This window comes from Streptomyces sp. RKND-216 (assembly GCF_004795255.1).
Taxonomy (GTDB): Bacteria; Actinomycetota; Actinomycetes; order Streptomycetales; family Streptomycetaceae; genus Streptomyces; species Streptomyces hazeniae.
Window position 1 is genome coordinate 4,349,247 of sequence record NZ_SSBQ01000002.1, and the last position, 22,801, is coordinate 4,372,047.

Below are 22,801 nucleotides of genomic sequence, written 5' to 3' on the forward strand. Positions count from 1 at the left end.
GGAGCGGGGGAGGGCCGCCCTGGCGGCCGACTCCGACGCGGTGCTGGCTGACCTCACCGGAATGCTGCGCGTCATGCTCGAGGAGTACGGCCTGGAGGACGCCGAGATCGCCCGGGACACCACGTTCCACGACGATCTCGAGATGGAGAGCATCGACCTGGTGTCCCTGTCCGGCTCGCTGCGCGAGCACTACGGGGACCGGGTCAACTTCGCCGAGTTCATCGCCGACCTCGAGCTGGACGAGATCATCGCCCTCAGGGTGGGCCAGCTCGTCGACTACATCGTCAGCTCGCTCCGGGCGACGGAGAGCTGAGACATGACCAAGCTCGCGACCGCGACGATCACCACTCACGTGCAGCGGCTGCACGCCGAGCGGAGCCCGGACGACACCGGCGAACCGCCCGTCGTGGTGTTCGTGCACGGGCTGCTCACCGACAGCCTGGCCAGCTACTACTTCACCCTCGGCCCGGCGTTCGCCCAGGCCGGGGTCGACGTGATCATGTACGACCTGCGTGGTCACGGGCGCAGCGACCGGCCCGCGACCGGATACCGGCTGGAGGACTTCGTCGACGACCTGGTCGCTCTGCTGGACGCGCTGGGCGAGACGCGGCGGGTGCACGTCGTGGGCAACTCCTTCGGCGGCACGATCGCTTCGGCACTGGACGCCTGGCACCCGGACCGCGTGGCCACGGTCACGATGATCGAGGCGGAGCCGCCGGTCGAGCGCTGGACCCAACACATGAAGGGCGGACTCGCCGACGCGAAGGAGCAGTTGGTCCGCGACGAGGTCATCGGCTGGATCTCCGACCGGTACGGCGCCCACACCGCCAAGCTCTCCCGGGGAGCCGGACGCATCCTGCAGCGCACCACGCTCGCCGAGGACGTGGCCTCCGGCCGCGTCATCGACGACGACCTGGGCGCCCTCACCGCTCCGCTGCTGGCCATCTTCGGCGACGGCTCCGGGCTCAACCGCCAGGTGCCGTGGCTGGAGGGGCTGGTGGAACGCTGCCGCACCGTGGTCCTTCCCGATCAGGGCCACTCCGTACTGGTGGAACGGACGGAGGAGACCCGGAAGCTGGTGCTGGACTGGGTGCGCGAACACCACGCGCTGACCGGGGCGGTGCGGTGAGCCGGTTCCTCTGTGTGGTGCCGCCGCTCGTCGGACACATCAACCCGCTGGTCGGGGTGGCGGGCGAACTGGCCCGGCGCGGACACGAGGTCGCCTGGGCGGGCTACGGGGACCAGATCCGCCGGCTCGCCGGACCCGCCGCCGAGGTGTTCGACTGCGCCATGCCGGATGGAGGGCTGAGCCGGCCCCCGAAGCTGACCGGGCCGGCCGCCTTCCGGTTCCTGTGGGAGGAGTTCTTCCTGCCGCTGGCCGACCTGATGGCCCCGGGTGTCGACGCGGCGATCGAGGCGTTCCGCCCCGACGTGGTGATCACCGACCAGCACGCGGTGGCGGGCGCACTGGTCGCCGAACGGCGCGGAGTCGTGCATCTGACCTCGGCCACCACCTCCGCCGAACTGGCCGAACCGCTGGACGGTCTGCCGAAGGTTGGCGCCTGGCTCCAGGGGCTGCTGACGGAGCTGCGGGCGCGGATCGGGGACCCCCAGGCGGCTGGGGACCCCCGATTCTCGCCGCACGGCGTCCTCGCCTTCACCGGCCGGGACCTGCTGGGCGACGCGCCGCTCCCGCACGACCGAGTGCATCTGGTGGGGCCGGCGATCGCCCCGCGCGCCGGGGAGTCGGACTTCCCCTGGGAGGCCCTTGACCCGGACCGGCGCACAGTGCTGGTCTCCCTCGGCACCGCCAACACGGATGCGGGAGGCCCCTTCCTGACCGAAGCGGTCACCGCGCTGGACGCGCTCGGCGACCGGGTGCAGGGCGTGGTCGTCGATCCGGGCGGTCACCTCGGCGACGTGCCGCCGGGCATGGTGAAGCGGGCGCACGTACCGCAGCTGGAACTCCTCGAGAAGGTGGACGCCGTGGTGTGCCACGGCGGGCACAACACCGTCTGCGAGTCGCTGTGGCACGGGGTACCGCTGGTCGTCGCTCCCATCCGGGACGACCAGCCCATCGTCGCCGGGCAGGTGGTCGACGCCGGGGCCGGGGTCCGGGTGCGCTTCAACCGGGTGCGCGCCGACCGGCTGGGAGCGGCGATCGCCACCGTGCTCGACCCCGGGGCCGGACACCGGGCGGCGGCCGAGGCCATCGGAGCCCGGCTGCGCGCGGCGGGCGGCGCGGTGGCCGCCGCGGACCACCTCGAACGGGCCGTGGCGCGGCCCTCCCACGTATCCGCACCGGGCTGACCGGCCCCGTGCGCCGCGACGGACTCCAGGACCTCTCCATGACGACGACATCCCAGACCCCCGCGACCACCCCCGCGGCCGCTCCGGACGGGGCCGCTCCGCAGAAGGCGCCGCCCCCCCAAGAACAGGCGCCCCTGCGCACCCTGCTGAGCTACGCCCGCCCGCACCGTGCCGTCCTGTCTGCCACACTGCTGCTGGTGCTGGCGGCCAGCGCGTCCGGCCTGGTGCAGCCGCTGGTGGCGCAGCACGTGCTGGAGGTGCTGGGCGACGGTGGCGACGTGACGAACGCGGTGATGCTGCTCGGTGCCCTGGTGGTGATCGGCGCCGCGCTGACCGGCATGCAGTCCTGGTGGCAGCAGCGGACCTCCGAGCGGGTGGTGCGCCAGGTGCGCCGCGACACGGTGTTCCGGCTGGTGCGGCTGCGCGTCCCCGAGCTGGACAGCCGCCCCACCGGTGACCTCATCGCCCGGGTCACCTCCGACAGCACCCTGCTGCAGAACGCCGCCACCGAAGGGCTGGTGATGGTCGCCAACGGCGTGCTCACCATCGCCGGCGCGGCCGTCCTGATGGGCGTGGTCCACCTGGGACTCCTCGGGGTCACCGTGGGCGTCCTGCTGTCGGTCGCCCTGGTGATGACGTACCTGCTGCCCCGCATCCGGCAGGCCGTGGCCCGTGCGCAGGAGTCGATCGGCGCGGTGAGCGCCTCCCTTGAGCGGACGCTCGGCGCCGCGCGCACGGTGAAGGCCAACGGAGCCGAGGGACGCGAGACCGAGGACGCCGGGCGGGCGATCGAGGGCGCGTACCAGGCCGGTCTGGTGGGGGCTCGCTACGCGGCATGGGTGAAGATCCTCTCCGGCGTCTCCCTGCAGGCCGCCTTCCTCGCGGTGCTGGGCGTCGGCGGAGCGCTCGTCGCCGCCGGCGAACTCGGCGCGCCCGCCCTGATCGCCTTCCTGCTCTACGTCTTCTACCTGGCCAGCCCCATCGGGTCGTTGGTGGCCGGTCTCGGAATGCTGCAGCAGGGACTCGGCGCCGTCGGCCGTATCGAGGAGGTCAAGCGGATGCCGATCGAGGAGGACGTGGACGCCCCGCCGGTTCCCGCGCCGCCCCGCCCGGCCGTCCCCCCGGCCGTCGCCTTCGAGAACGTCGGGTTCTCCTACCCCGGTCGGGGGCCCGCGCTGCGCGACGTCTCCTACACCGTCACCGGCGGAACCCAGACCGCTCTGGTCGGGCTGTCCGGAGCAGGCAAGACGACGATGTTCGCGCTGCTGCAGCGTTTTCACGAGCCGTCGTCCGGCCGCATCCTCATCGACGGCGTGGACATCGCCACCCTGCCCCGGGCCGAGGTGCGCCGCCGGATCGCGTACGTCGAGCAGGACGCACCCGTGATGGCGGGCACCCTGGAGGACAACCTGCGGTACGCCGCGACCGGGGCCTCCGCCGCGGACATCGCGGAGGCGCTGCGCGTCACCCGGCTGGACACGCTGGTCGAACGGCTTCCCGACGGTCTGCGGACGGCGGTCGGCAACCGCGGGGTCACGCTCTCCGGCGGCGAGCGCCAGCGGCTCGCCATCGCCCGGGCCCTGTTGCGCAAACCCGAAGTGCTGCTGCTCGACGAGGCCACCGCCCAACTCGACGCACGGAACGAGCACGCGCTGCGCGATGCCGTCGACCAGGCCTCCCTGCGGTGCACGGTGCTGCTCATCGCCCACCGGCTGTCCACCGTCACCGAGGCGGACCAGATCGTGGTGATGGAGCACGGCCGGGTGCGGGCGCTCGGCGGCCACGGGGCCCTGGTCGAGTCCGACGCGCTGTACCGCGAACTGGCTGCCTCCCAGCTCCTGGTGGGCGAGGAGGAGAGCGGTGCGGACGATGCGGCGGACGAGGAAGAAGGCGTCGCGCACGGCCCGGTCCAGGTGTGAACGCGGCGCGGCGGCGCGGATGCTCCGCGCCGCCGGGTGACGCACGAAGCGGGGGCGCCCTCCAGTGGAGGACGCCCCCGCGGCGGGTTCATCGACCGGTGGTCAGCCGGTGATGTTGGTGATGGCCGGCAGGTAGCCGTCCCGGTGGCCCGCGGTGTTGGGGTGGTACGACTCGTTCAGCTTCTCCCACTCCAGGCTCGTGACCCACTCCGAGTTGCCAGAGCACAGGGTGTGCGGGTCGAAGATCGGACGAGCGTCGAGGAAGGTGAAACCGGCCTCGGCGGCCCGCGACGACATGATCCCGGCGAGGGTGTCCGCAGCCGAGTTCAGCGCCGTACGCTCACGGTCGCTGAGCCCGAGGATGCCGCAGTTGCCCCCGATGGTGTAGAGGCGGGGGTAACCGACCACGATCACCTGGGCGTTGGGAGCCTTGGCACGGACGGCGGCGTACGTCTGCTGGAGTGCAGGGGAGAGCACGCCGTTGGCGGCCTGCTTCGCGAGGGCTACCCCGTCGAGGCAGTCCTGGTCGTCGATGGTGAGGATGCAGTTGGTCAGCACCTCGACGAAACCGACGTCGTTGCCGCCCACCTGCAGGGTGACCAGGCTGGTGTCCGCGGTGAGCGAACCGACCTGGGTGTTGAGGATGTCCGCCGTGGTGGCTCCCGAGCAGGAGGCCTCCACGAAGTCGACCGACGGGTGGGCGGCGGCCCAGAGCCGGGGATACGTCAGCGGACCACGACGGCACGGGTCGTCCGGGTCGTCGTAGGTCCAGGTGCCGGGAGCGACCGCATAGCTGTCACCGAGCGCCACGTACTTGCCGGCGAGTGCCGTTTCGTCTGCCGCCTGAGCCGTTCCAGCGACCGTCATCGTGGCGGCGAGCGCCATGACGGCGGCGACGAGTACTCTGAGTAAACGCATGGAAGGTGTCGTCTCCGAATGGTGGGGGTGAGGGACCCTATAGGAATAGCAGAGAAATGCGGATGCGACAGCCCTGCCGGGGGAAATTCTGCGCCGCGCGCAGCGGGAAAGGCGCATCGCCGAGGAGGCCCGTCGTCGCGCTGCCCGGGTTGTTCGATCCAGGCCGAATCACCGCTCCTGCCAAGGCTCTGCGGGGACGGTCACCCTCGTGTGGGCATCGATTCCGCGGCGTATGGAAAGCCGGACTCCACGGGATGCCGTGCGGCGAGAACGCGGTGCCGTCCGCGAACCATCCGGAGCATGCGGAAGGGTTTAGTCCGGATGATTCCGGAACGCTTCCGGGATTCGACGGGGCCGATGTCGCAAAACGGGCATAACGGGTTTCGGCCCAGTGCTCCGAGGGGCACATTCCGGGGATTCACGCAATATGGTGCGCGGAAATTCCAGGGGTTTTTCTGCTGTTCTCCGCCACGCATTTCCGTGCTGGCCGGAGCGACGGCCGGGTCGCCCGGGAGGCGACCCGGCCCGTGCCCCGGAGGTCTACAACGTGCCGGCCAGGCGCTCCGAGACGAGGCGGGCGAAGCGGGCTGGGTCGTCCAGCTCGCCACCCTCCGCGAGGAGCGCGGTGCCGTACAGCAGCTCGGCGGTCTCCGTCAGCGCCGCGCCGGACGGCTCCTTCCGGTGAGCCTCCCGCAGTCCGGTCACCAGCCGGTGGTCCGGGTTGATCTCGAGGATCCGCTTGGCCGAGGGCGCGGTGTGGCCCATGGCCCGGTACATCCGCTCCATCGCCGGCGTCATGTCGTGCGCATCGTTGACCAGGCACGCCGCCGATGAGGTGAGCCGCGTGGAGAGCCGGACCTCCTTCACCTGCTCGCCGAGAGACTCCCCGAGCCAGGACAGCAGCGGGGCGAACTCCTCCCGGAGCTGGTCGTCCTCCTGCTTCTCGTTCTCCTCGGCCTCCGCGTCGTCGAGGTCGACCTGGCCCTTGGCGATGGACTGCAGCCGCTTCCCGTCGTAGTCCGCGACAGCCTCGACCCACATCTCGTCCACCGCGTCGGTCAGCAGCAGCACCTCGTAGCCCTTGGCGTGGAACGCCTCCATGTGGGGCGAGTTCTCGATCTGGGACCGGGAGGAACCGGTCATGAAGTAGATCTCCTCCTGTCCCTCCTTCATCCGCTCCACGTACGCGGCCAGCGTGGTCTGCTGCTCGGGGTCGTGGGTCGAGGCGAAGGAGGCGATGTCGAGGAGCGTGCGCCGGTTGTCGGTGTCGCTGAGCAGGCCCTCCTTCACGGCGGCGCCGAACTCTCGCCAGAAGGTGCGGTACCGGTCCGGGTCGGAGGTCATCATGGCCTTGACCGTCGAGAGCACCTTCTTCACCAGGCGACGGCGCATCAGGTGGATCTGCCGGTCCTGCTGGAGCAGTTCACGGGAGATGTTCAGCGACAGGTCCTGGGCGTCCACCACGCCCTTGACGAACCGCAGGTACTCCGGCATCAGCTCCTGGCAGTCGTCCATGATGAACACGCGCTTGACATACAGCTGCACCCCGGACCGGCTGTCCCGGGTGTAGAGGTCGAGCGGTGCGCGAGAGGGGAGGAACAGCAGCGCCTCGTACTCGAACGCCCCCTCCGCGCGCAGGGAGACGGTCTCCAGCGGGTCGTTCCAGTCGTGGCTGACGTGCCGGTAGAACTCCTTGTACTCCTCCTCCGCGACCTCCGACCGCGGCCGGGACCACAGCGCCTTCATGGAGTTCAGCGTGGCCAGCTCACGCTGAGGCCCGTCACCGTCCCCTGCGCCGTCCCCGTCTCCGGCGTCGCCCCTCCGCTCGACCTCCATCCGGATCGGCCAGGCGATGAAGTCGGAGTACCGCTTGACGATCTCCCGGATCTTCCACTCGGCGGTGTAGTCGAAGAGGCTGTCCTCCTCGTCCTTCGGCTTCAGGTGCACGGTGACCGCGGTCCCCTGCGGGGCGTCCTGCACCGTCTGCACGGTGTACGTGCCGTCGCCGTCGGACTCCCACCGGGTACCGGTGTCCTCGCCCGCCCGGCGCGTGACCAGGGTGACCCGGTCGGCCACCATGAAGGTGGCGTAGAAGCCGACGCCGAACTGGCCGATCAGCTCCCGGGACCCCTCGGCGTCCTCCGCGGACCTCAGCTGCTCCAGCAGTTCGGCCGTCCCCGACTTCGCGACGGTGCCGATGAGGTCCACGACGTCGTCCCGGGACATCCCGATGCCGTTGTCGCGGACGGTCAGCGTGCGCTGCCCGGGGTCCGCCTCGATCCGGATGTGCAGGTCCTCGACGTCGGCCTGCAGGCCGGAGTCGACGAGCTTCGCCCGGCGGATCTTGTCCAGGGCGTCGGAGGCGTTGGAGACGAGCTCCCGGAGGAAGATGTCCTTGTTCGAATAGATCGAGTGGACCATCAGGCGCAGCAGTTGGCGGGCCTCCGCCTGGAACTCATGGGTTTCGGTCTGTGTGCTCACGTGCTCCCCTGTGTGCGGCGACGTACGGTGCGCAATGGATGGTAAGGACCCGCGCCGGGTTCGCGCACCGCGGTACCCGCCCCGGCCGTGCCGCACGTCTCCGCTCCCGGCCCCCGCCGCCGGGGGTGGGACAATCGCCGGGAACTTCGTACGCCGTGGGGGAGCAGCCGATGGACCGGGACCGCAGGAGCCGGGTGCCGCGGACCGACGCGGTGCTCGGCGACGCGCGGCTCGCCGCGGCCGCCCGGGAACTCGGCCGCGACCTGGTCCGCGGCGTGGTGACTCGCACGCTGGAGCGGGTGCGGGACGGCGAACTGCTCCCGGAGCGGGCCGCCGACGCCGCCGTGGCGGCACTGCCGCCCACCGCGGCGAGCCTGCACGCGGTGCTCAACGCCACCGGCGTTCTCGTGCACACCAACCTGGGCCGGGCGCCGCTGTCCGCCGCCGCGCGGGCGGCCGTGGACGCCGCCGCCGGGTGCACCGACGTGGAACTCGACCTGGCGACCGGCCGCCGCGGCCCGCGCGGGACGGGGGCGCTCGCCGCGCTCGCCGAAGCGGTACCCGCCGCCGGCGGCGTACACGTGGTCAACAACAACGCCGCGGCCCTCGTCCTCGCCGCCACGGCCCTCGCCCGGGGCCGCGAGATCGTCGTCAGCCGCGGCGAGATGGTGGAGATCGGCGACGGCTTCCGTCTCCCCGACCTGCTCGCCTCCACCGGCGCGCGGCTCCGCGAGGTCGGTACCACCAACCGCACCCACCGCGCCGACTACGCCGCCGCCGTGGGCCCCGACACCGGCTTCGTCCTCAAGGTGCATCCCTCCAACTTCGCCACTGTCGGCTTCGTCGCCGACACCGCCGTACGCGAACTCGCCACGCTTGACGTGCCCGTGGTGTACGACATCGGCTCCGGACTGCTGCGCCCGCACCCGGCGCTGCCCCGCGAGCCGGACGCCGCAGGCGCCCTCGCGGACGGCGCCGCGCTGGTCACCGCGAGCGCGGACAAACTGCTCGGCGGACCGCAGGCCGGGCTGCTGCTCGGCGACGCCGACCTCGTCGCCCGGCTGCGCCGCCACCCGCTGGCGCGCGCCCTGCGCGTCGACAAGCTCACCCTCGCCGCACTGGAGGCCACCCTGCGCGGACCGGAACCGCCGGTGCCGGCCGCGCTCGGCCTGGCCGGACCCGCCCTCGTCGCCCGCGCCGAGGGGCTGGCGGCCCGCCTGAGCGCAGCCGGTGTGCCCGCCGAGGCCGTCCCGTCCCAGGCCCGGGTGGGTGGCGGCGGAGCACCCGAGGTGGAACTGCCCGGCGCGGCCGTCGCCGTCGCACGGGCCCTCGCCGCGCCGCTGCGCAACGGCCGGCCCGCCGTCGTCGGACGGGTGCACGCCGGCCGGCTGCTGCTCGATCTGCGCACCGTTCCGGCCGGGGACGACGAGCGGCTCGCCGGCGCCGTACGTGCCGCCGCGGCGCGGACCCTGCGCACGGCCACCCTCCCCGACACCGACGACGGGCAGGGCTGACCGTGTACGTCGTGGCGACCGCCGGGCACGTCGATCACGGCAAGTCCACCCTGGTCCGCGCCCTCACCGGCACGGACCCCGACCGGTTGGCCGAGGAGAAGCGGCGCGGCCTGACCGTCGACCTCGGCTTCGCCGCGACCGGGCTCCCCGACGGACGTGCCGTCGGCTTCGTGGACGTGCCGGGCCACCGGCGTTTCCTCGCCAACACCCTGGCCGGCATCGCCACCGCCCCGGCCGTGCTGTTCACGGTCGCCGCGGACCGGGGCTGGCAGCCGCAGTCCGCCGAACACCTCGCGGCCGTCGAGGCGTTCGGCATCCGCACCGGGATCGTCGTGGTCACCCGCGCCGACCTGGCCGACCCCGCACCGGCAGCCGCCGACGCCCGCGCGCGCGTCGCCGGAACCACCCTGCGCGACGCACCCGCCGTCCCGGTCAGCGCCCGGACCGGCGCCGGCCTGGACGTTCTGCGCCGGCATCTGGCGGCCCTGGCCGACAGCGTGCCGGCGCCCGACCCGCACGCACCCGTACGGCTCTGGCTGGACCGCGCGTTCACCGTGCGCGGCGCGGGAACGGTCGTCACCGGCACCCTCACGGCGGGCGCCCTCGCGGTCGGCGACATCCTCGAAGTCGCCCCGGAGGGACGGCAGGTCACCGTACGCGGCCTGCAGTGCTTCGGCGCCGCGCGGGACGGCGTACGGGCGCCGGCCCGGGTGGCGGTCAACCTGCGCCGCGTCTCTGCGGACGCGGTGGGCCGCGGTCAGGCGCTCGTCACGCCCGGCCGGTGGCGGCGCACGGACACCGTCGACGTCCGGCTCGCCGACCCGGCGGACCCGTCCGAGGCCGACGGGCCCGGCCGCCCCGGCGCGGCGGACGCGCGCGCACTGCCGGGCGAACCGCTGGTCCACTGCGGCACGGCGCTCACCGGCGCCCGGGTGCGGCCCCTCGGCGGCCCGTACGCCCGCCTGCGCCTGCACACCCCGCTCGACCTGCACATCGGCGACCGGCTGCTGCTGCGCGACCCCGGCAGTCGACGGCTGACCGGCGCACGGGTGCTCGACGTGGCACCGCCCCGCCTCACCCGCCGGGGAGCAGCCGCAGCCCGCGTACGCGCCCTGGCGGTTCTGCCCGCCGACGGCCGGGACCCCGCCGTCCACCTCGGCCTGCGCGGCCTGGTGCGGGCCGGTGAACTCGCTGCCGCCGGCCTGCCGCACCCGCCCGGCGCCGTGCGGGCCGGGGAGTGGCTTCTCGATCCGGCCCATGCGGAGCGGCTGCGCGCCGCGCTCCGCGCGGAGGTCGACGCCCACGGCCGCGCCCGCCCCGCGGACCCCGGCCTTCCTCTCGCCGCCGCCGCGCACCGTCTCGGCCTGCCCGCACCGGACCTCGTCCCGGCCCTCGCCGCGCCGCCCGCCCCGGCCGGCACCCCGGCGCCGGTACCGGGCGGGCCCGAGCAGCCTTCACCGGATCTGGTGGTGCGGGACGGCAGGGTCTTCGGGGCGGGAGACGAGACGCTGCCCGAGGCCCTGGCCGCCGTGGCGCGCCGTCTGGAGGAGGCCGGCCGCGACGCCGGAAGCGCCTTCCACGCCCCCACACGGCCCGAACTGGACGCCCTCGGCGTCACCCCGCAGGCGCTCGCGGCCCTCGTCCGCCACGGTGTCCTGGAGCGCCACGGCACCGGTACCGGCGCTGTCCATCTGCCCGGCGGCAGCGCCCGCCGCGCCGCCGCCGCGCTGCGCGACGCCGCGCCGCGGCCGTTCACGGTCGGCGACTGCTGCCGGATCCTGGCCGTCAGCCGCCGTGTCGCGATCCCCCTGCTCGAACACCTCGACGGCGCGGGCCTCACCCGCCGCGACGCCGACGGCCGCCGTCTCGTCGTGGACGGGACGGCGGCCGCGGAAGGGCCGTAGACGAGCCCTCGGTCAGCTCCTGACCTGCTCGGATCCCGTCTCCGCGCCCGCCTCCTCGTCGTCGGCGGTCTCGGACGCGTCCGCTGTGCGCCGCTGGGCCTCGCCGGCCTCCGGACCTTCGGAGACCTCGACCAGCTCGGTGGCCTCCGCCGCGTCGGAAGCCGCCTCCGCGGTCGCCTCGGCCTCGTCGTCCACGACCACCTCGTGGTCGGCCGTCTCCTCCACGGCGCGCTGCCCGGGGAACTCGGCGGCCGCGCGGGCCGCCGCCCGGCGGTTGCGCGCGTCGGCGGCGTCGCACAGGTCCAGCGCGGCCCGGTTGAAGCGGGCGAGCGACGGCGGGTCGGACGGGCCGAGCAGGTGCTGCTTCAACTCGCCGCGCGCAGCGGCGAAGTCGTCCTTGTCCGGGTCGCGGACGGCGGCCAGCAGGCCGGGGACCTCCTTGGCCTCCGGGCTGAGGATCGTCGCGGCCCGCACCGTCGGGAAGTTGGCCCGGAAGTCCGCCTCGGAGCGGCCGCTGGTGTTCGCGACCGCGTACGGCTTCTCACTGCTCAGGTAGTCGGACACCACGCTGGACACGTCGCTGATGAGCAGGTCGGCCTGGTTGAAGCAGCTGTAGATGCCGGGGCGTGCCGTCGCGACGACCAGGTGCTCGTCCTCCGGGAACGACGCCCAGTACGCCTCCTCCCAGGCGGCGGTCGCCGCCGCCACGGCCTCGGCACGGCCCTCCTCCGGGCGGGACTGCAGCAGCATCCGCTCCGTCTCGTCGGCGCTGCCGCGGAACGAGGTCGTGGTCAGCGCGTCCAGTGCGGCCGTGCGGCGCGCCAGCTCTGCGGCGGCGCCCGGCGCGGCCGCAGAGCCGACGTCGCGCCGTTCGTTCGCCTCCGCGATCATGGTCCGGATGCGGCGGTCCGCGGCGCCCGCCCGCGGGTCGACGGAGCCGGTCATCGGGTGCGGCTTGTACAGCAGGCGCACGCCGGGATCGGCCAGCAGTTCGCGGACGATGTTCTCCCCCGCCAGGATCACCGACGTGTTGCCCGGGTCGTCGGTCCAGCCCTCCCAGGTGGGGGCGTACAGCACGGTCGTCCGCGTGCCGTCCGCGGGGGGACCCGCGTAGGGGGTGATGGGCGCGAGCTGCGGCCGGCCCACCTCCACCACGTCGCGGTCGTCGATGCCGATGTCGGCGAGCTGGTACCGGTCGCGGGCGGCCGGACCGGCCACCCACACCTCGTCGTACGCCTTGGCGTACGGGTTGCAGGAGGACAGCTTGTCGCTCTCGCCGTGGTTGGTGAAGGCGTGCTTGATGGTGGGGATGCGCAGTACCTGCGAGGTCTTGCCGGAGTTCGCCGGGTGCAGCAGCACCTTCAGGGTGGACTGCTCCAGGTGCATCAGGTGCGCGACCTTCGGGATGGAGATGATCGGCACGTCCGTCGCGTCGATCTTCTGGACCATGAACCGCTCGCGCAGCACGATGATCGGCTTGGCATCCAGCTCCGCGAGCGTGCCGAGCCACATGTTGGCCTGGTAGGCGGAGGTCGCGCCGCCGGAGAAGTACATGCCCACCGTCGGCCGGTAGTCGGCCAGCCAGGCGTTCAGCCAGTTCAGCACCCGCGCCTCGCCGGGCGTGCGCTTCTTCGGCAGCAGCCAGGTGCCCAGGTAGACCGTGCCGCCGACGAACAGCGCGAGGCTGGCCGCGAGACCGGCCAGCGCCCACACGTTCTGCGCGGTGGCGCTGGTGGCCAGCAGGCCGGCCGTGGCCGGGAGCATGAAGGTCAGCAGGCGCCGGCTCTGCAGCCGGGCCAGCACTCGCGGCGGGGCGGGGGACAGACGCAGCCCGGAGGTGTCGATGTTCCGCGTCAGGATCGGCAGCGTGCGGTTGCGCCGCACGAGCACGGACACCGCCTGGCACAGGAAGTGCAGGCCGTAGCAGCCGAGCAGCAGCAGGACGAGCGCGCGCTCCTCCATCGCGTTCACGTTCGGCAGCCGCACCAGCGCCACCACGATCAGCATGTCGCGGAGCAGCTGCCGGCTGACCGCCTCGAAGCGGACCTTGCCGAGCACCGCGATCAGCCCGGGCTGTCGCTGCTGGAGGTACAGGTCCAGCGCGACGCCGCCGGCGGAGGCGACGACGAAGAGGGGCACGTACGCCAGCAGGGCGCCGGCGAGCTGGGCCGCGAAGAGGACCAGCAGCGTGAAGAGCGCCGCCAACTGGACGACGCGGCGTAGGGGGAGTCCGGCAGAGGGCACGGGGCTGAGCTCCTGGCAGGAGGCGTTGGGATGAGGCCCGGCCGAAGTCGCGGGGGCGGCCGGGCCTGGTTCGGGCTGACCACCGACCGTATGACGAGACGGGCACGGTGACAATTTCCGCTCCCGCCCGATGCGCACGAAACGCCCGAAAGGGATGTCCCGGCGCTGTGCGGTGAGCGGGAGACGGGCCCCGTCCGGAGGCTGGACGGCGGCGTCGGCGGCGGTCGGCCTGCCGTAGATTGTGGCAGGTCGGGACAACGGTGGAGAGGGCCGAGGGTGGTACGGGACACAGGGCGGCGGCAGGACGTGGCGGACGCCCGCCGGATCGTGGTCAAGGTCGGCTCCTCGTCGCTCACCACGGCTGCCGGCGGCCTGGACGCCGACCGCGTGGACGCCCTCGTCGACGTCCTCGCCCGGCGCCTGGACGCCCCGCACGGCGGCGGTGCGGACCGCGGCAGGGAGATCGTCCTGGTCTCCTCCGGGGCGATCGCCGCCGGACTGGCGCCGCTGGGCCTGGACCGCCGCCCCCGCGACCTGGCCCGCCAGCAGGCGGCCGCCAGCGTCGGTCAGGGGCTCCTCGTCGCCCGCTACACCGCCTCGTTCGCCCGGCACGGCCGTCGCGTCGGGCAGGTGCTGCTCACCGAGGACGACACCAGTCGCCGCGCCCACTACCGCAACGCCTACCGGACACTGGACCAGCTGCTGGCGATGGGCGCGGTGCCGGTGGTCAACGAGAACGACACCGTCGCCACCGACGAGATCCGCTTCGGAGACAACGACCGGCTGGCCGCCCTCGTCGCCCACCTGGTGCGCGCCGACCTGCTGGTGCTGCTCTCCGACGTGGACGGCCTCTACGACGGCGACCCGGCCACCCCCGGCACCCACCGGATCGCCGAGGTCACCGGCCCGGCGCAGCTCGCCGGGGTGGAGATCGGCTCGGCGGGCGGCGCGGGCGTCGGCACCGGCGGCATGGTCACCAAGGTGGAGGCCGCCCGCATCGCTGCAGCCGCGGGCGTGCCCGTCGTGCTCACCTCGGCGAGCCGGGCCGCCGACGCCCTCGCCGGCCGCGAGTCCGGCACCTACTTCCACCCCACCGGACGCCGCACCGCCGGGCGGCTGCTCTGGCTGGCGCACGCCAGCACCCCGCGCGGCGCCCTGGTGCTGGACGACGGCGCGGTCGACGCGGTGGTGCACCGCCGCTCCTCGCTGCTCCCGGCGGGCATCTCGCGTGTCGAGGGCGACTTCACCGCCGGCGACCCGGTGGAGCTGCGGGACGACGCGGGGCGCGCCGTGGCACGCGGACTGGTCAACTTCGACGCCCGCGAGATCCCCCGTCTGATCGGCCGCTCCACCCGCGAACTCGCCCGCGAGCTCGGCCCGGCGTACGAACGCGAGGTCGTACACAGGGACGACCTGGTGCTGCTGCGTTCGTGAACCCCTTCCTCCTGGCGGCCCCGAGGACGTCGCGGAGCGGCCACGTACGGGCGGGATCGGCGAAAGTCCCGTCATCGACCGGTCGGCTTCGGTAAAAAGGCCACGCGGTCGTTCGCGGGCTGGTCGACTGCCGAGGGAGGGCCGTGCGAAGGACGCGGTCCGCCGGACGTCGGCCCCGCAGACGCCCGCAGGACTGCGCACCCCACAGGAGGCCCGGTGAGACGACTCACCAGCGTCGAGACGGCGGGCCGTCGGCCCTTCCCGGGGCCCGGGCCCTGTACGCCGGTCGAACAGCCCGGGACCTCCCGGCTGTGGCACGTGACCCTCAGTGTGGCGGGCGTGGAGGCTCCGCTGCGGGAGGTGCGGCGGGGGCTGGAGCAGCTCGCGCACGACCATCCGTTCCTGCTGACCAGCCGGTACGCAGGCGACCACGCGGAGATCCGCTACTGGGAGGAGGCGCGGGATCTGCACGACGCCGCGGCCGTCGCGCTGCGGCTGTGGGGCGAGCACCGCTCGACCGCCAAGCTGCCGCCGTGGGAGATCGTCGGCCTGGAGGTCATCGGCCGGGACACCTACCGCCAGCGCGTCGCGCAGGGGCACGGGCCCGCCCCCGCCACCCCGGTCGGCGTCCACCCCTTCTAGGACCTGTCGCCCGGCCTCACCCGCCGTGCCGGGGCCGTCTCGCACGGTGGACGAACGGCTGGAAGACCGCCGCAGCCTGGTTAGGCTGCACGCATGAGCACCAGCGCAGCCGGGGCCGCGTCCCCAAGGACTCCTCCGGACACGCCCGTCACCGCGACCGCCCGCCGCGCCCGCGAGGCGGCCGCCGCGCTGGCCCCGCTGCCGCGCACCGCCCGGGACGCCGCGCTGCTCGCGGTGGCGGACGCGCTGGTCGCCCGCAGCGCGGAGATCGTCGCCGCGAACGCGGAGGACGTGTCCCGCGCGCAGGCCGCCGGCACGGCCGACGCGATCGTCGACCGCCTCACCCTCACCCCCGAGCGCATCGCGGCCATCGCCGCCGACGTGCGGGACGTCGTCGCGCTGCCCGACCCGGTGGGCGAGGTCGTACGCGGCTCCACGCTGCCGAACGGGCTCGAGCTGCGACAGGTACGCGTTCCGCTCGGCGTCGTCGGCATCGTCTACGAGGCCCGGCCCAACGTCACCGTGGATGCCGCCGCGCTGTGCCTGAAGTCCGGCAACGCCGTGCTGCTGCGCGGCTCCTCGTCCGCGTACGCCTCCAACACGGCGCTGGTCGGAGTGCTCCGGGACGCCGTGGCGGGCGCCGGGCTGCCCGCCGACGCGGTGCAGATGGTGCCCGGCGAGAGCCGCGACGCGGTTCGGGAGCTGATGCGCGCCCGCGGCCTGGTCGACGTGCTGATCCCCCGCGGCGGCGCCTCGCTGATCCGCACCGTCGTGGAGGAGTCGACCGTCCCGGTGATCGAGACCGGCGTCGGCAACTGCCACGTCTACGTCGACGCCCGCGCGGACCTCGACATGGCGCTGCGCATCCTGGTCAACAGCAAGGCGCAGCGCCCCAGCGTGTGCAACGCCGCCGAGACGCTGCTGGTCCACGCCGACGTCGCGGAGGAGTTCCTGCCTCGCGCGCTCGCGGCGCTGCGCGAGGCAGGGGTGACCGTGCATGGCGACGCGGCCTGGCAGAAGGCGGACACCGAGGTCGTCCCCGCCACCGACGAGGACTGGGCCACCGAGTACCTGGGCTACGAGATCGCCGCAGCCGTCGTGCCCTCGCTGGACGACGCGGTCGACCACATCCGCAGCTGGACCTCCGGACACACCGAGGCCATCGTGACCGGCGACACCGAGGCCGCCCGCAGGTTCACCGCACTGGTCGACTCCACCGTGGTGATGGTGAACGCCTCCACCCGCTTCACCGACGGCGGCCAGTTCGGCTTCGGTGCCGAGATCGGCATCTCCACCCAGAAGCTGCACGCCCGGGGGCCCATGGGCCTGCCGGAGCTGACCTCGACCAAGTACGTGGTGACCGGTTCCGGCCACGTGCGCGACTGAGGCCCGGCCGGAGTCCCGGCGCACTGTCCGGTTCCCGCCGGATTCCCGTTCTCCCTGCCCACATCGCCCGATTCGCACTACGCTGGACGACGTGCCGGAGGATGTGGGGGGCCAGCCGTTCCCGGATGGCCAGGAACCCGAGGACGACCACGGAACCGCGGACGAGGAGTTCGCGGCCGTGGTCCTCGACGAGGACTTCGTCCGGGCGGCGGGGATCCACGAGCCGAGCGCGGCCGAGCGGATGCTTGCCGCGGCCCAGTCGCACGCCGAGTCCGAAGTGCCCCGCCCGTACGACGACGGCTACGTCTACGGCCCGCCCCACGACGACGACCTCCACTACGACCCGGACGCGGACGACACCACCCACGGCTACGGCTTCGGCTACGGCCGTCGCCACCGCAGCGGGTACGACCCCGGACCCTACGGAGACGATGACGGCGACGGGTACGGGGACGGTCCGTACGACGCGGCGGCCGGACCGCGGCCGTACCGGGGGCACGTGCGCTGGCAGCGGCCGGTCGCCTGGGTGCTGGCCGTGGTGATGGGTGTGGGCATGGTCGCCCTCGCCTTCGCGGCGGTCTACCGGGGCGCCGCGGGCGAGCGCGACGAGCCGGCCCCGCCGCCGCCGAGCCGCGGCGTCGGGCTCCCCGTCGAGGACCGGGTCGAGGACCGCGTCGGTGAGGCCGGGCCGGGTTCCTGAACCGGGTCCTCCTGGGCGGCGATCACTCGAACGGGTGAACGGCGGACGACTTCTCCCCAGCCCGTGATTCCGGCCGAAGTCGCCCACCGGCGCGCGTTTACCGAGCCCCGCCGGGACCTACCCTTTTCATATGGCAGGTCGTGGCAAGCCTCCGGAGGGGCCGGTCGAGGGCGTCCCCGGCGGCGGAGACGACGAATACCGCTCCGTCGTCTTCGACGAGTCGTTCGTCGATGCCGCGCGGCTGCAGGAGTACTCCGCCCAGGAGCGGATGGACGACGAGGACCACGCCGCCGTCCGCAGCCGTCCCCCGAGCGAGGAGCCGCCCGCCCGCAGCGCCTCGCGGCAGGGCCTGGTACTCGTCCTGCTCATCGTGCTCGCGTTCGGCACCGCCGTATATATGGGTGTGCGCAACCCACTGCCGGACCCCGACCCGCCGCCGGCCCAGCCGGCCCGGATGGCGACCGTGCCGCTCGCGCCGCGCGACGCGGTGCCCGGCTCCACGCCTGAGGACCTGTTCGCACACTCGCCCGCCGCCGCATACCGCACCGGAGCGGACGGCGTGACCCTGCCCTCGACGTACCGCACGGACCACTTCACCGAGAACCAGGTGCTGGCCGCACTCACCGGGGCCAAGGACTACGTCGTCGCCAGCTCCCTGGACCCGGCGGTGCTCACCGGCGGGGAGGTGAGGTCCGTGCGGCTGATGCTGGACCCCGGCCAGGGCGCCCAGTTCGAGCGGAGCGTCGACCGGCCGCGCAGCGACGGCCGGCACGCCCTCACCGGCTGGATGGTGCGCTTCGACCCCGGGCGGGTAGCCCTCGCCGCTCCGGAGGTGCGGGTGAACGGCACGCTGTCGGTCGAGGAGATCCACCGCAACACGCTCGAGGTCACCGCCGACCACGTCTTCGTGTACGCCCTGCACCCGCAGGGCAGCGCCGACGCCTCCGACGCGTCGCTGTTCACCGTGCGTCGCGAGGTCCGGTTCCACTTCCACCGGGAAGACCTCACCGAGCACCAGCTCCAGGTGCGGAGCGTGTCGGTACGGGCCGGGCCGATGGCCTGTTCCGCCGGCCACGCCGACACCCTCGTCCCGCTTCTGGCGGGGGAGCGGGCCGGCGACGACCTCCCGGCCGGCACCGACCCGTACGCGAGGGACGACCCCCGCGGCGCCGTCTGCGGAGTGCTGGCGCGCAGCGCCATGCCCGACCCGGCCCGCACCGGCTGACGTCTCCTCCCCGGCCCGCCGCGGCGGGCCGGGGAGGGCGTCGGCTACGAGGTGCTGCCTGTCTCGTCCTGGCCGCCCTGGCCGCCCGCGGAGCCGTTCTGCCGGCGGCCGGTGAAGCTGTCCCGCAGCTTCCCGCCCAGGTCACCGGCGCCCCCGGCGATGTCGCGGACCAGCCCCATCAGCGGGTCCTTGCTGTTCCGCACGGTCTCGGAGTAGTGGTTCGCGGACTGCCGGAAGGAGTCGGCGACCGAGGTGTCGCCGTCGTCCTCCCGCCGGTCGTAGTGCCCGTCCATGATCCGCTGGTACTCGCGGGTCGCGGCCCATTTGCGCAGCTCGGCGGCGCGCACGGTGGTGAACGGGTGGCTGCGCGGCAGCACGTTCATGATCTTCAGGACGGAGTCCCGCAGGTCGCCGCCCGCCTCGTACTCGTCGGCCTGCGCCAGGAACGCGTCGACGTTCATCTCGTGCAGGTGGTTGCCGCCGGCCAGCTTCATCAGGCCGCGCATCGACGCCTGGATATCCTGGCCCACCAGCAGACCGGCCCGGTCCGCGGACAGTTCGGACTTGCGGAACCACTCGCGCAGCGCGGTCACGATAGCCATGATCGCCACGTTCCCCAGCGGGATCCAGGCGACCTTCAGCGCCAGGTTGGTGAGGAACAGCAGGATGGTGCGGTACACGGAGTGACCGGACAGCGCGTGACCGACCTCGTGCCCGACGACCGCCCGCATCTCCTCCTCGTCGAGCAGTTCGACCAGTCCGGTGGTCACCACGATGATCGGCTCGTCCATGCCGATGCACATGGCGTTCGGCTTCGGGTCCTGGTTGACGTACATCGGAGGGACCTTCTCCAGGTCCAGGATGTAGCAGGCGTCGCGCAGCATGTGATGGAGGTGCGCGAACTGCTCGTCCCCCACCCGCACCGAGTCGGAGAGGAACAGCAGTCGCAGGCTCCGCTCGGGCAGCAGGCCGCTGAGCGCCTTGAAGACGGTGTCGAAGCCGCTTAGCTTGCGCAGCGCCACCAGAGCGGAGCGGTCAGCGGGGTGTTCGTAGGCCCGGGAAGAGATCCCGGGGAAACGGCGCCGCTCCCGTCCGGGCAGGTGCCGGGCGCTGTCGTTGCCTTCTGTCATGGTGCTCCCCCTCGTCGGCTGGAACACCCAGCGTAGTCCGAAGGGCCCGCGAGCGGCCGGGACTGTTCCCGGGTTGCGACGAACGCGCCTCCGCCAGGACCGGGCCTCGCGCCCGCCGTGGCCACTGGGAAGTCCGGGGACCGGTCGGCGTGAGCCCCCGCGGGGCGGACGCATACGATGTGGCGCGGAAGACCGCACGCCCCTGCACACTCTCACCGGGACGGTTCGAAGCAGCCATGACTCTGATCAGCTCCGCGCACAGCACCCTCGTCGTCCTCGCCTCCGGCGGTGGAACCGGCGCCGAGCACGGTGGCGAGCACTCCAGCCTCAGCCCGTACGTCACCGGCGGCGGCGCGCTGCTCGCCCTTCTCCTCCTCCTCTGGATCACCACCCGCTTCAACCGCGACCGCTGACCCGTCCCCGACCGGGTCGCCGGGCCTCCCGCCCGGCGCTCGTCCGGACGGGGCCGCGGCCGGCCACCGCGGCGGCGCCGCACCCCGCCAGGCGGAGGATGGGCCGCGAGGAGAAGAGAGGCTAGGGTCGGCTCGCATGGGAGAGCACATAGTGCCCGGCACCGGCGCACGGCGGCTGGGGGTGATGGGCGGGACCTTCGACCCGATCCACCACGGCCACCTGGTCGCCGCCAGCGAGGTGGCAGCGCGGTTCGAGCTGGACGAAGTGGTGTTCGTGCCCACCGGACAGCCGTGGCAGAAGAGCCACCAGCAGGTGTCCCCGGCCGAGGACCGGTACCTGATGACGGTCATCGCCACCGCGTCCAACCCTCAGTTCTCCGTCAGCCGGATCGACATCGACCGGCCCGGCCGTACGTACACCATCGACACGCTGCGCGAGCTGCGGGCCCGGCGCCCCGAGGCGGAACTGTTCTTCATCACCGGCGCCGACGCGCTCGGCCAGATCCTCACCTGGCGGGACGCCGAGGAGCTGTTCTCCCTCGCCCACTTCATCGGCGTCACCCGGCCCGGTCACGCCCTCGCCGACCCCGGGCTGCCGGACGGCGGCGTCTCGCTGATCGAGGTGCCCGCGCTGGCCATCTCCTCGACCGACTGCCGCGCCCGCGTCGAGGCCGGCGACCCCGTCTGGTACCTGGTGCCCGACGGCGTCGTGCGCTACATCAACAAGCGGCAGTTGTACCGAGACGGGGGAGAGGAGGCGGCCGGGACGTGAGCCAACCCCACGACAGCGACGACCACGGGTGGAACCCGTACGACGGGCAGCAGCCGCGGATCCTCGGATACGACGAGTACGGCCGCCCCGTCTACGCCCGGGACCCCGCCGGACAGGGCGGCGGCAGGCAGCAGACCGGCACCCAGGAGTACGGCTACGGGCAGCCGTACGACGCGGGCGCCTACGGGGGCGCCGGCCAGGGCGCCGGGACGTACGGCACCGGCGGTTACGGCACCGGGGCGTACGGCACCGGCGGTTACGACACCGGGGCGTACGACACCGGGACCTTCGACGCCTACGACCCGTATGGCACGCAGACCGGGTCGATCCCTCCCGTGACCGATCCGTACACCGGCCAGCCGTACGGCGCCCCGGCTGCCCCGGAGAGCTTCGACCCGTACGGTCCCGCCGCCGACACCGGCACGGGGACCGTGCCCGCGCAGTCCCCGCCGCCCGCGGCGGAACGTACGGCCGCCGCACGCCGTGGCGCCGGTCCTGACGCGGACGCGTACGACACCGACCAGTTCTCGTTCGTCGAGGAGGAAGCGGAGGAGTCCGAGGACGTCATCGACTGGCTGAAGTTCAGCGAGAGCCGCACCGAGCGCAGGGAAGAGGCCAAACGGCGCGGCCGCAACCGGAAGCGCGCGCTGGTGATCCTCCTGGTGCTGGCCCTGCTCGGCGGCGTCGGCTACCTCTGGTGGGCTGGCAAGCTGCCCGGACTCGACGGCGGCCCCGGAGCGGGCGGCCCGGCCGCCGGACAGCAGCGCGACGTGCTGGTGGTGCACCTGCGGGACCCGGACAGCGAGGCCAACGCCACGGCGCTGCTGGTCGACAACGCCACCACCGAGCAGGGCACCACCCTGCTCCTCCCGAACTCCCTCGCCGTCACCACGTCCGACGGTTCGACCACCACCCTCGGCAAGTCGGTCGAATCCGAGGGCGCCACCCCCACCCGGGACGCCCTCAGCCAGCTCCTCGGCGCCGACATCAAAGGCACCTGGCGCCTGGACACCCCCTTCCTGGAGACCCTCGTGGACGCCGTCGGCGGCGTGACCCTGGACGTCGACGCCACCGTCCGGGGTGAGAAGAAGGGCGACGACCCGCTGGTCGAGAAGGGACGGGAGCGCGAGCTGGACGGCCGCGCCGCCGTCGCCTACGCGACCCACCGCGAGGAGGCCGAGCCCAGGACGGCCCAGCTGGAGCGCTTCGGCCAGGTGATGGAGGCCGTGCTGGACCAGATGTCCACGGACAAGGCCTCCGCCACCAAGACGGTCGAGTCCCTCGGCCAGATCCTGGACCCGTCGCTCTCCCAGGCGTCCCTCGGCGCGTCGCTGGCCTCGCTGGCCGCGCGCGCCCAGGCCGACGCGTACGAGACACGGGTGCTGCCCGCCGAGCCGGACGGCACGCTCAGCGCCGAGACCGGCGACGGCATGGTCAAGGACGTGCTCGGCGGCACCGTGCAGAACTCCGACCCCGACGCCGCGCCGCGCGTCTTGCTGCGCAACGCCGCGGGTGACGAGGGCGCCGACGACGCCGCGCGTGTGACGCTCGTCAACGGCGGCTTCAGCGTCGTGGGCGCCTCGGAGGCCGACGGGGCCGAGAAGACCTCGAAGGTGCTGTACGCGGAAGCCGCGCAGAAGGAGCGGGCCCAGGCGGTCGCGAAGACCCTCGGTCTCCCCGACAACGCGGTACGGAAGGGCGACGCGGCGGGCAACGCGGACGTCACCGTCGTGCTCGGCCAGGACTACGACGGCTGAGCCGTGGCACCGCACACCGCTGCGCCGCGCGCCCTGCCGACGGCCCCGCCCG

At 73.4% G+C, this 22,801-nt stretch carries 18 protein-coding genes; 14 read left to right on the forward strand and 4 right to left on the reverse strand.

Annotation, left to right across the window (positions count from 1 at the left end; genetic code table 11):
• Positions 1 to 61: 61 nt before the first annotated feature.
• Genes E4198_RS18845 through E4198_RS18860 form a run of 4 tightly spaced genes read left to right on the forward strand, consistent with a single transcriptional unit; the run spans position 62 to position 4,229 of the window.
• Positions 62 to 313 (forward strand): phosphopantetheine-binding protein, encoded by a 252-nt coding sequence (locus tag E4198_RS18845; RefSeq protein ID WP_136185482.1) that lies wholly within the window; start codon positions 62 to 64, stop codon positions 311 to 313.
• A 3-nt stretch (positions 314 to 316) separates the two neighbouring features.
• Complete coding sequence (locus tag E4198_RS18850) at positions 317 to 1,129, forward strand: alpha/beta hydrolase (protein ID WP_136184194.1); 813 nt, start codon at positions 317 to 319, stop codon at positions 1,127 to 1,129.
• Complete coding sequence (locus E4198_RS18855; protein WP_136184195.1) at positions 1,126 to 2,310, forward strand: glycosyltransferase; 1,185 nt, start codon at positions 1,126 to 1,128, stop codon at positions 2,308 to 2,310. The genes E4198_RS18850 and E4198_RS18855 overlap by 4 nt, the downstream gene beginning before the upstream one ends.
• A gap of 38 nt (positions 2,311 to 2,348) precedes the next feature.
• Positions 2,349 to 4,229 (forward strand): ABC transporter ATP-binding protein, encoded by a 1,881-nt coding sequence (locus E4198_RS18860; protein ID WP_136184196.1) that lies wholly within the window; start codon positions 2,349 to 2,351, stop codon positions 4,227 to 4,229.
• A 102-nt stretch (positions 4,230 to 4,331) separates the two neighbouring features.
• On the opposite strand, the gene E4198_RS18865 is transcribed toward E4198_RS18860, so the two are convergent.
• The gene (locus tag E4198_RS18865) at positions 4,332 to 5,147 is read right to left on the reverse strand and encodes an SGNH/GDSL hydrolase family protein (RefSeq protein WP_136184197.1); all 816 of its coding nucleotides are present in this window, start codon (positions 5,145 to 5,147) and stop codon (positions 4,332 to 4,334) included.
• 540 nt (positions 5,148 to 5,687) lie between these two features.
• Positions 5,688 to 7,628: a molecular chaperone HtpG gene (gene htpG, locus E4198_RS18870; protein ID WP_136184198.1), complete on the reverse strand. Its 1,941-nt coding sequence runs from the start codon at positions 7,626 to 7,628 to the stop codon at positions 5,688 to 5,690.
• Between the two features lie 170 nt (positions 7,629 to 7,798).
• Between htpG and selA the strand changes: the two genes are divergently transcribed.
• Both selA and selB read left to right on the forward strand, forming a co-directional pair.
• Positions 7,799 to 9,142 carry an L-seryl-tRNA(Sec) selenium transferase gene (gene selA, locus E4198_RS18875; RefSeq protein ID WP_136185483.1) on the forward strand — a complete coding sequence of 448 codons (1,344 nt, stop codon included), beginning with the start codon at positions 7,799 to 7,801 and terminating at the stop codon, positions 9,140 to 9,142.
• 11 nt (positions 9,143 to 9,153) lie between these two features.
• The gene (gene selB, locus E4198_RS18880; protein ID WP_247597741.1) at positions 9,154 to 11,046 is read left to right on the forward strand and encodes a selenocysteine-specific translation elongation factor; all 1,893 of its coding nucleotides are present in this window, start codon (positions 9,154 to 9,156) and stop codon (positions 11,044 to 11,046) included.
• A 12-nt stretch (positions 11,047 to 11,058) separates the two neighbouring features.
• Here selB and E4198_RS18885 read toward each other — a convergent pair whose 3' ends face one another.
• Entirely contained in the window at positions 11,059 to 13,290 is a 2,232-nt protein-coding gene (locus E4198_RS18885) for a hypothetical protein (protein ID WP_247597742.1), read from the reverse strand.
• Positions 13,291 to 13,596: 306 nt separating this feature from the next.
• On the opposite strand from E4198_RS18885, the gene proB reads away from it, so the two are divergent.
• From proB to E4198_RS18910, 5 genes are all read left to right on the forward strand, one after another.
• Positions 13,597 to 14,724 (forward strand): glutamate 5-kinase, encoded by a 1,128-nt coding sequence (gene proB, locus E4198_RS18890; RefSeq protein WP_136185484.1) that lies wholly within the window; start codon positions 13,597 to 13,599, stop codon positions 14,722 to 14,724.
• A gap of 216 nt (positions 14,725 to 14,940) precedes the next feature.
• Positions 14,941 to 15,366: a hypothetical protein gene (locus tag E4198_RS18895; RefSeq protein ID WP_136184200.1), complete on the forward strand. Its 426-nt coding sequence runs from the start codon at positions 14,941 to 14,943 to the stop codon at positions 15,364 to 15,366.
• A 93-nt stretch (positions 15,367 to 15,459) separates the two neighbouring features.
• Positions 15,460 to 16,752 (forward strand): glutamate-5-semialdehyde dehydrogenase, encoded by a 1,293-nt coding sequence (locus E4198_RS18900; protein ID WP_136184201.1) that lies wholly within the window; start codon positions 15,460 to 15,462, stop codon positions 16,750 to 16,752.
• Between the two features lie 91 nt (positions 16,753 to 16,843).
• Positions 16,844 to 17,452, forward strand: a complete 609-nt coding sequence (locus tag E4198_RS18905; protein ID WP_136184202.1) for a hypothetical protein — start codon at positions 16,844 to 16,846, stop codon at positions 17,450 to 17,452.
• Between the two features lie 130 nt (positions 17,453 to 17,582).
• Complete coding sequence (locus E4198_RS18910) at positions 17,583 to 18,677, forward strand: hypothetical protein (RefSeq protein WP_136184203.1); 1,095 nt, start codon at positions 17,583 to 17,585, stop codon at positions 18,675 to 18,677.
• 44 nt (positions 18,678 to 18,721) lie between these two features.
• Here E4198_RS18910 and E4198_RS18915 read toward each other — a convergent pair whose 3' ends face one another.
• Positions 18,722 to 19,807: a M48 family metallopeptidase gene (locus tag E4198_RS18915; RefSeq protein WP_136184204.1), complete on the reverse strand. Its 1,086-nt coding sequence runs from the start codon at positions 19,805 to 19,807 to the stop codon at positions 18,722 to 18,724.
• 236 nt (positions 19,808 to 20,043) lie between these two features.
• Between E4198_RS18915 and E4198_RS25010 the strand changes: the two genes are divergently transcribed.
• The 3 genes from E4198_RS25010 (at position 20,044) to E4198_RS18925 (ending at position 22,749) form a co-directional block, all read left to right on the forward strand.
• Positions 20,044 to 20,220 (forward strand): hypothetical protein, encoded by a 177-nt coding sequence (locus E4198_RS25010; RefSeq protein ID WP_037789969.1) that lies wholly within the window; start codon positions 20,044 to 20,046, stop codon positions 20,218 to 20,220.
• 136 nt (positions 20,221 to 20,356) lie between these two features.
• Positions 20,357 to 20,992 (forward strand): nicotinate-nucleotide adenylyltransferase, encoded by a 636-nt coding sequence (nadD, locus tag E4198_RS18920; protein WP_136184205.1) that lies wholly within the window; start codon positions 20,357 to 20,359, stop codon positions 20,990 to 20,992.
• Positions 20,989 to 22,749 (forward strand): LCP family protein, encoded by a 1,761-nt coding sequence (locus tag E4198_RS18925; RefSeq protein WP_136184206.1) that lies wholly within the window; start codon positions 20,989 to 20,991, stop codon positions 22,747 to 22,749. Before nadD ends, E4198_RS18925 begins: the two co-directional genes overlap by 4 nt.
• Positions 22,750 to 22,801 lie beyond the last annotated feature (52 nt).

Bases quoted from the DNA above. Each gene is read 5' to 3' on its own strand.
- E4198_RS18845 (WP_136185482.1), top strand. From the start codon at position 62: ATGCTGCGCGTCATGCTCGAGGAGTACGGCCTGGAGGACGCCGAGATC.
- E4198_RS18850 (WP_136184194.1), top strand. From the start codon at position 317: ATGACCAAGCTCGCGACCGCGACGATCACCACTCACGTGCAGCGGCTG.
- E4198_RS18860 (WP_136184196.1), top strand. From the start codon at position 2,349: ATGACGACGACATCCCAGACCCCCGCGACCACCCCCGCGGCCGCTCCG.
- E4198_RS18865 (WP_136184197.1), bottom strand. From the start codon at position 5,147: ATGCGTTTACTCAGAGTACTCGTCGCCGCCGTCATGGCGCTCGCCGCC.
- selA (WP_136185483.1), top strand. From the start codon at position 7,799: ATGGACCGGGACCGCAGGAGCCGGGTGCCGCGGACCGACGCGGTGCTC.
- E4198_RS18900 (WP_136184201.1), top strand. From the start codon at position 15,460: ATGAGCACCAGCGCAGCCGGGGCCGCGTCCCCAAGGACTCCTCCGGAC.
- E4198_RS18910 (WP_136184203.1), top strand. From the start codon at position 17,583: ATGGCAGGTCGTGGCAAGCCTCCGGAGGGGCCGGTCGAGGGCGTCCCC.
- E4198_RS18915 (WP_136184204.1), bottom strand. From the start codon at position 19,807: ATGACAGAAGGCAACGACAGCGCCCGGCACCTGCCCGGACGGGAGCGG.
- E4198_RS25010 (WP_037789969.1), top strand. From the start codon at position 20,044: ATGACTCTGATCAGCTCCGCGCACAGCACCCTCGTCGTCCTCGCCTCC.
- nadD (WP_136184205.1), top strand. From the start codon at position 20,357: ATGGGAGAGCACATAGTGCCCGGCACCGGCGCACGGCGGCTGGGGGTG.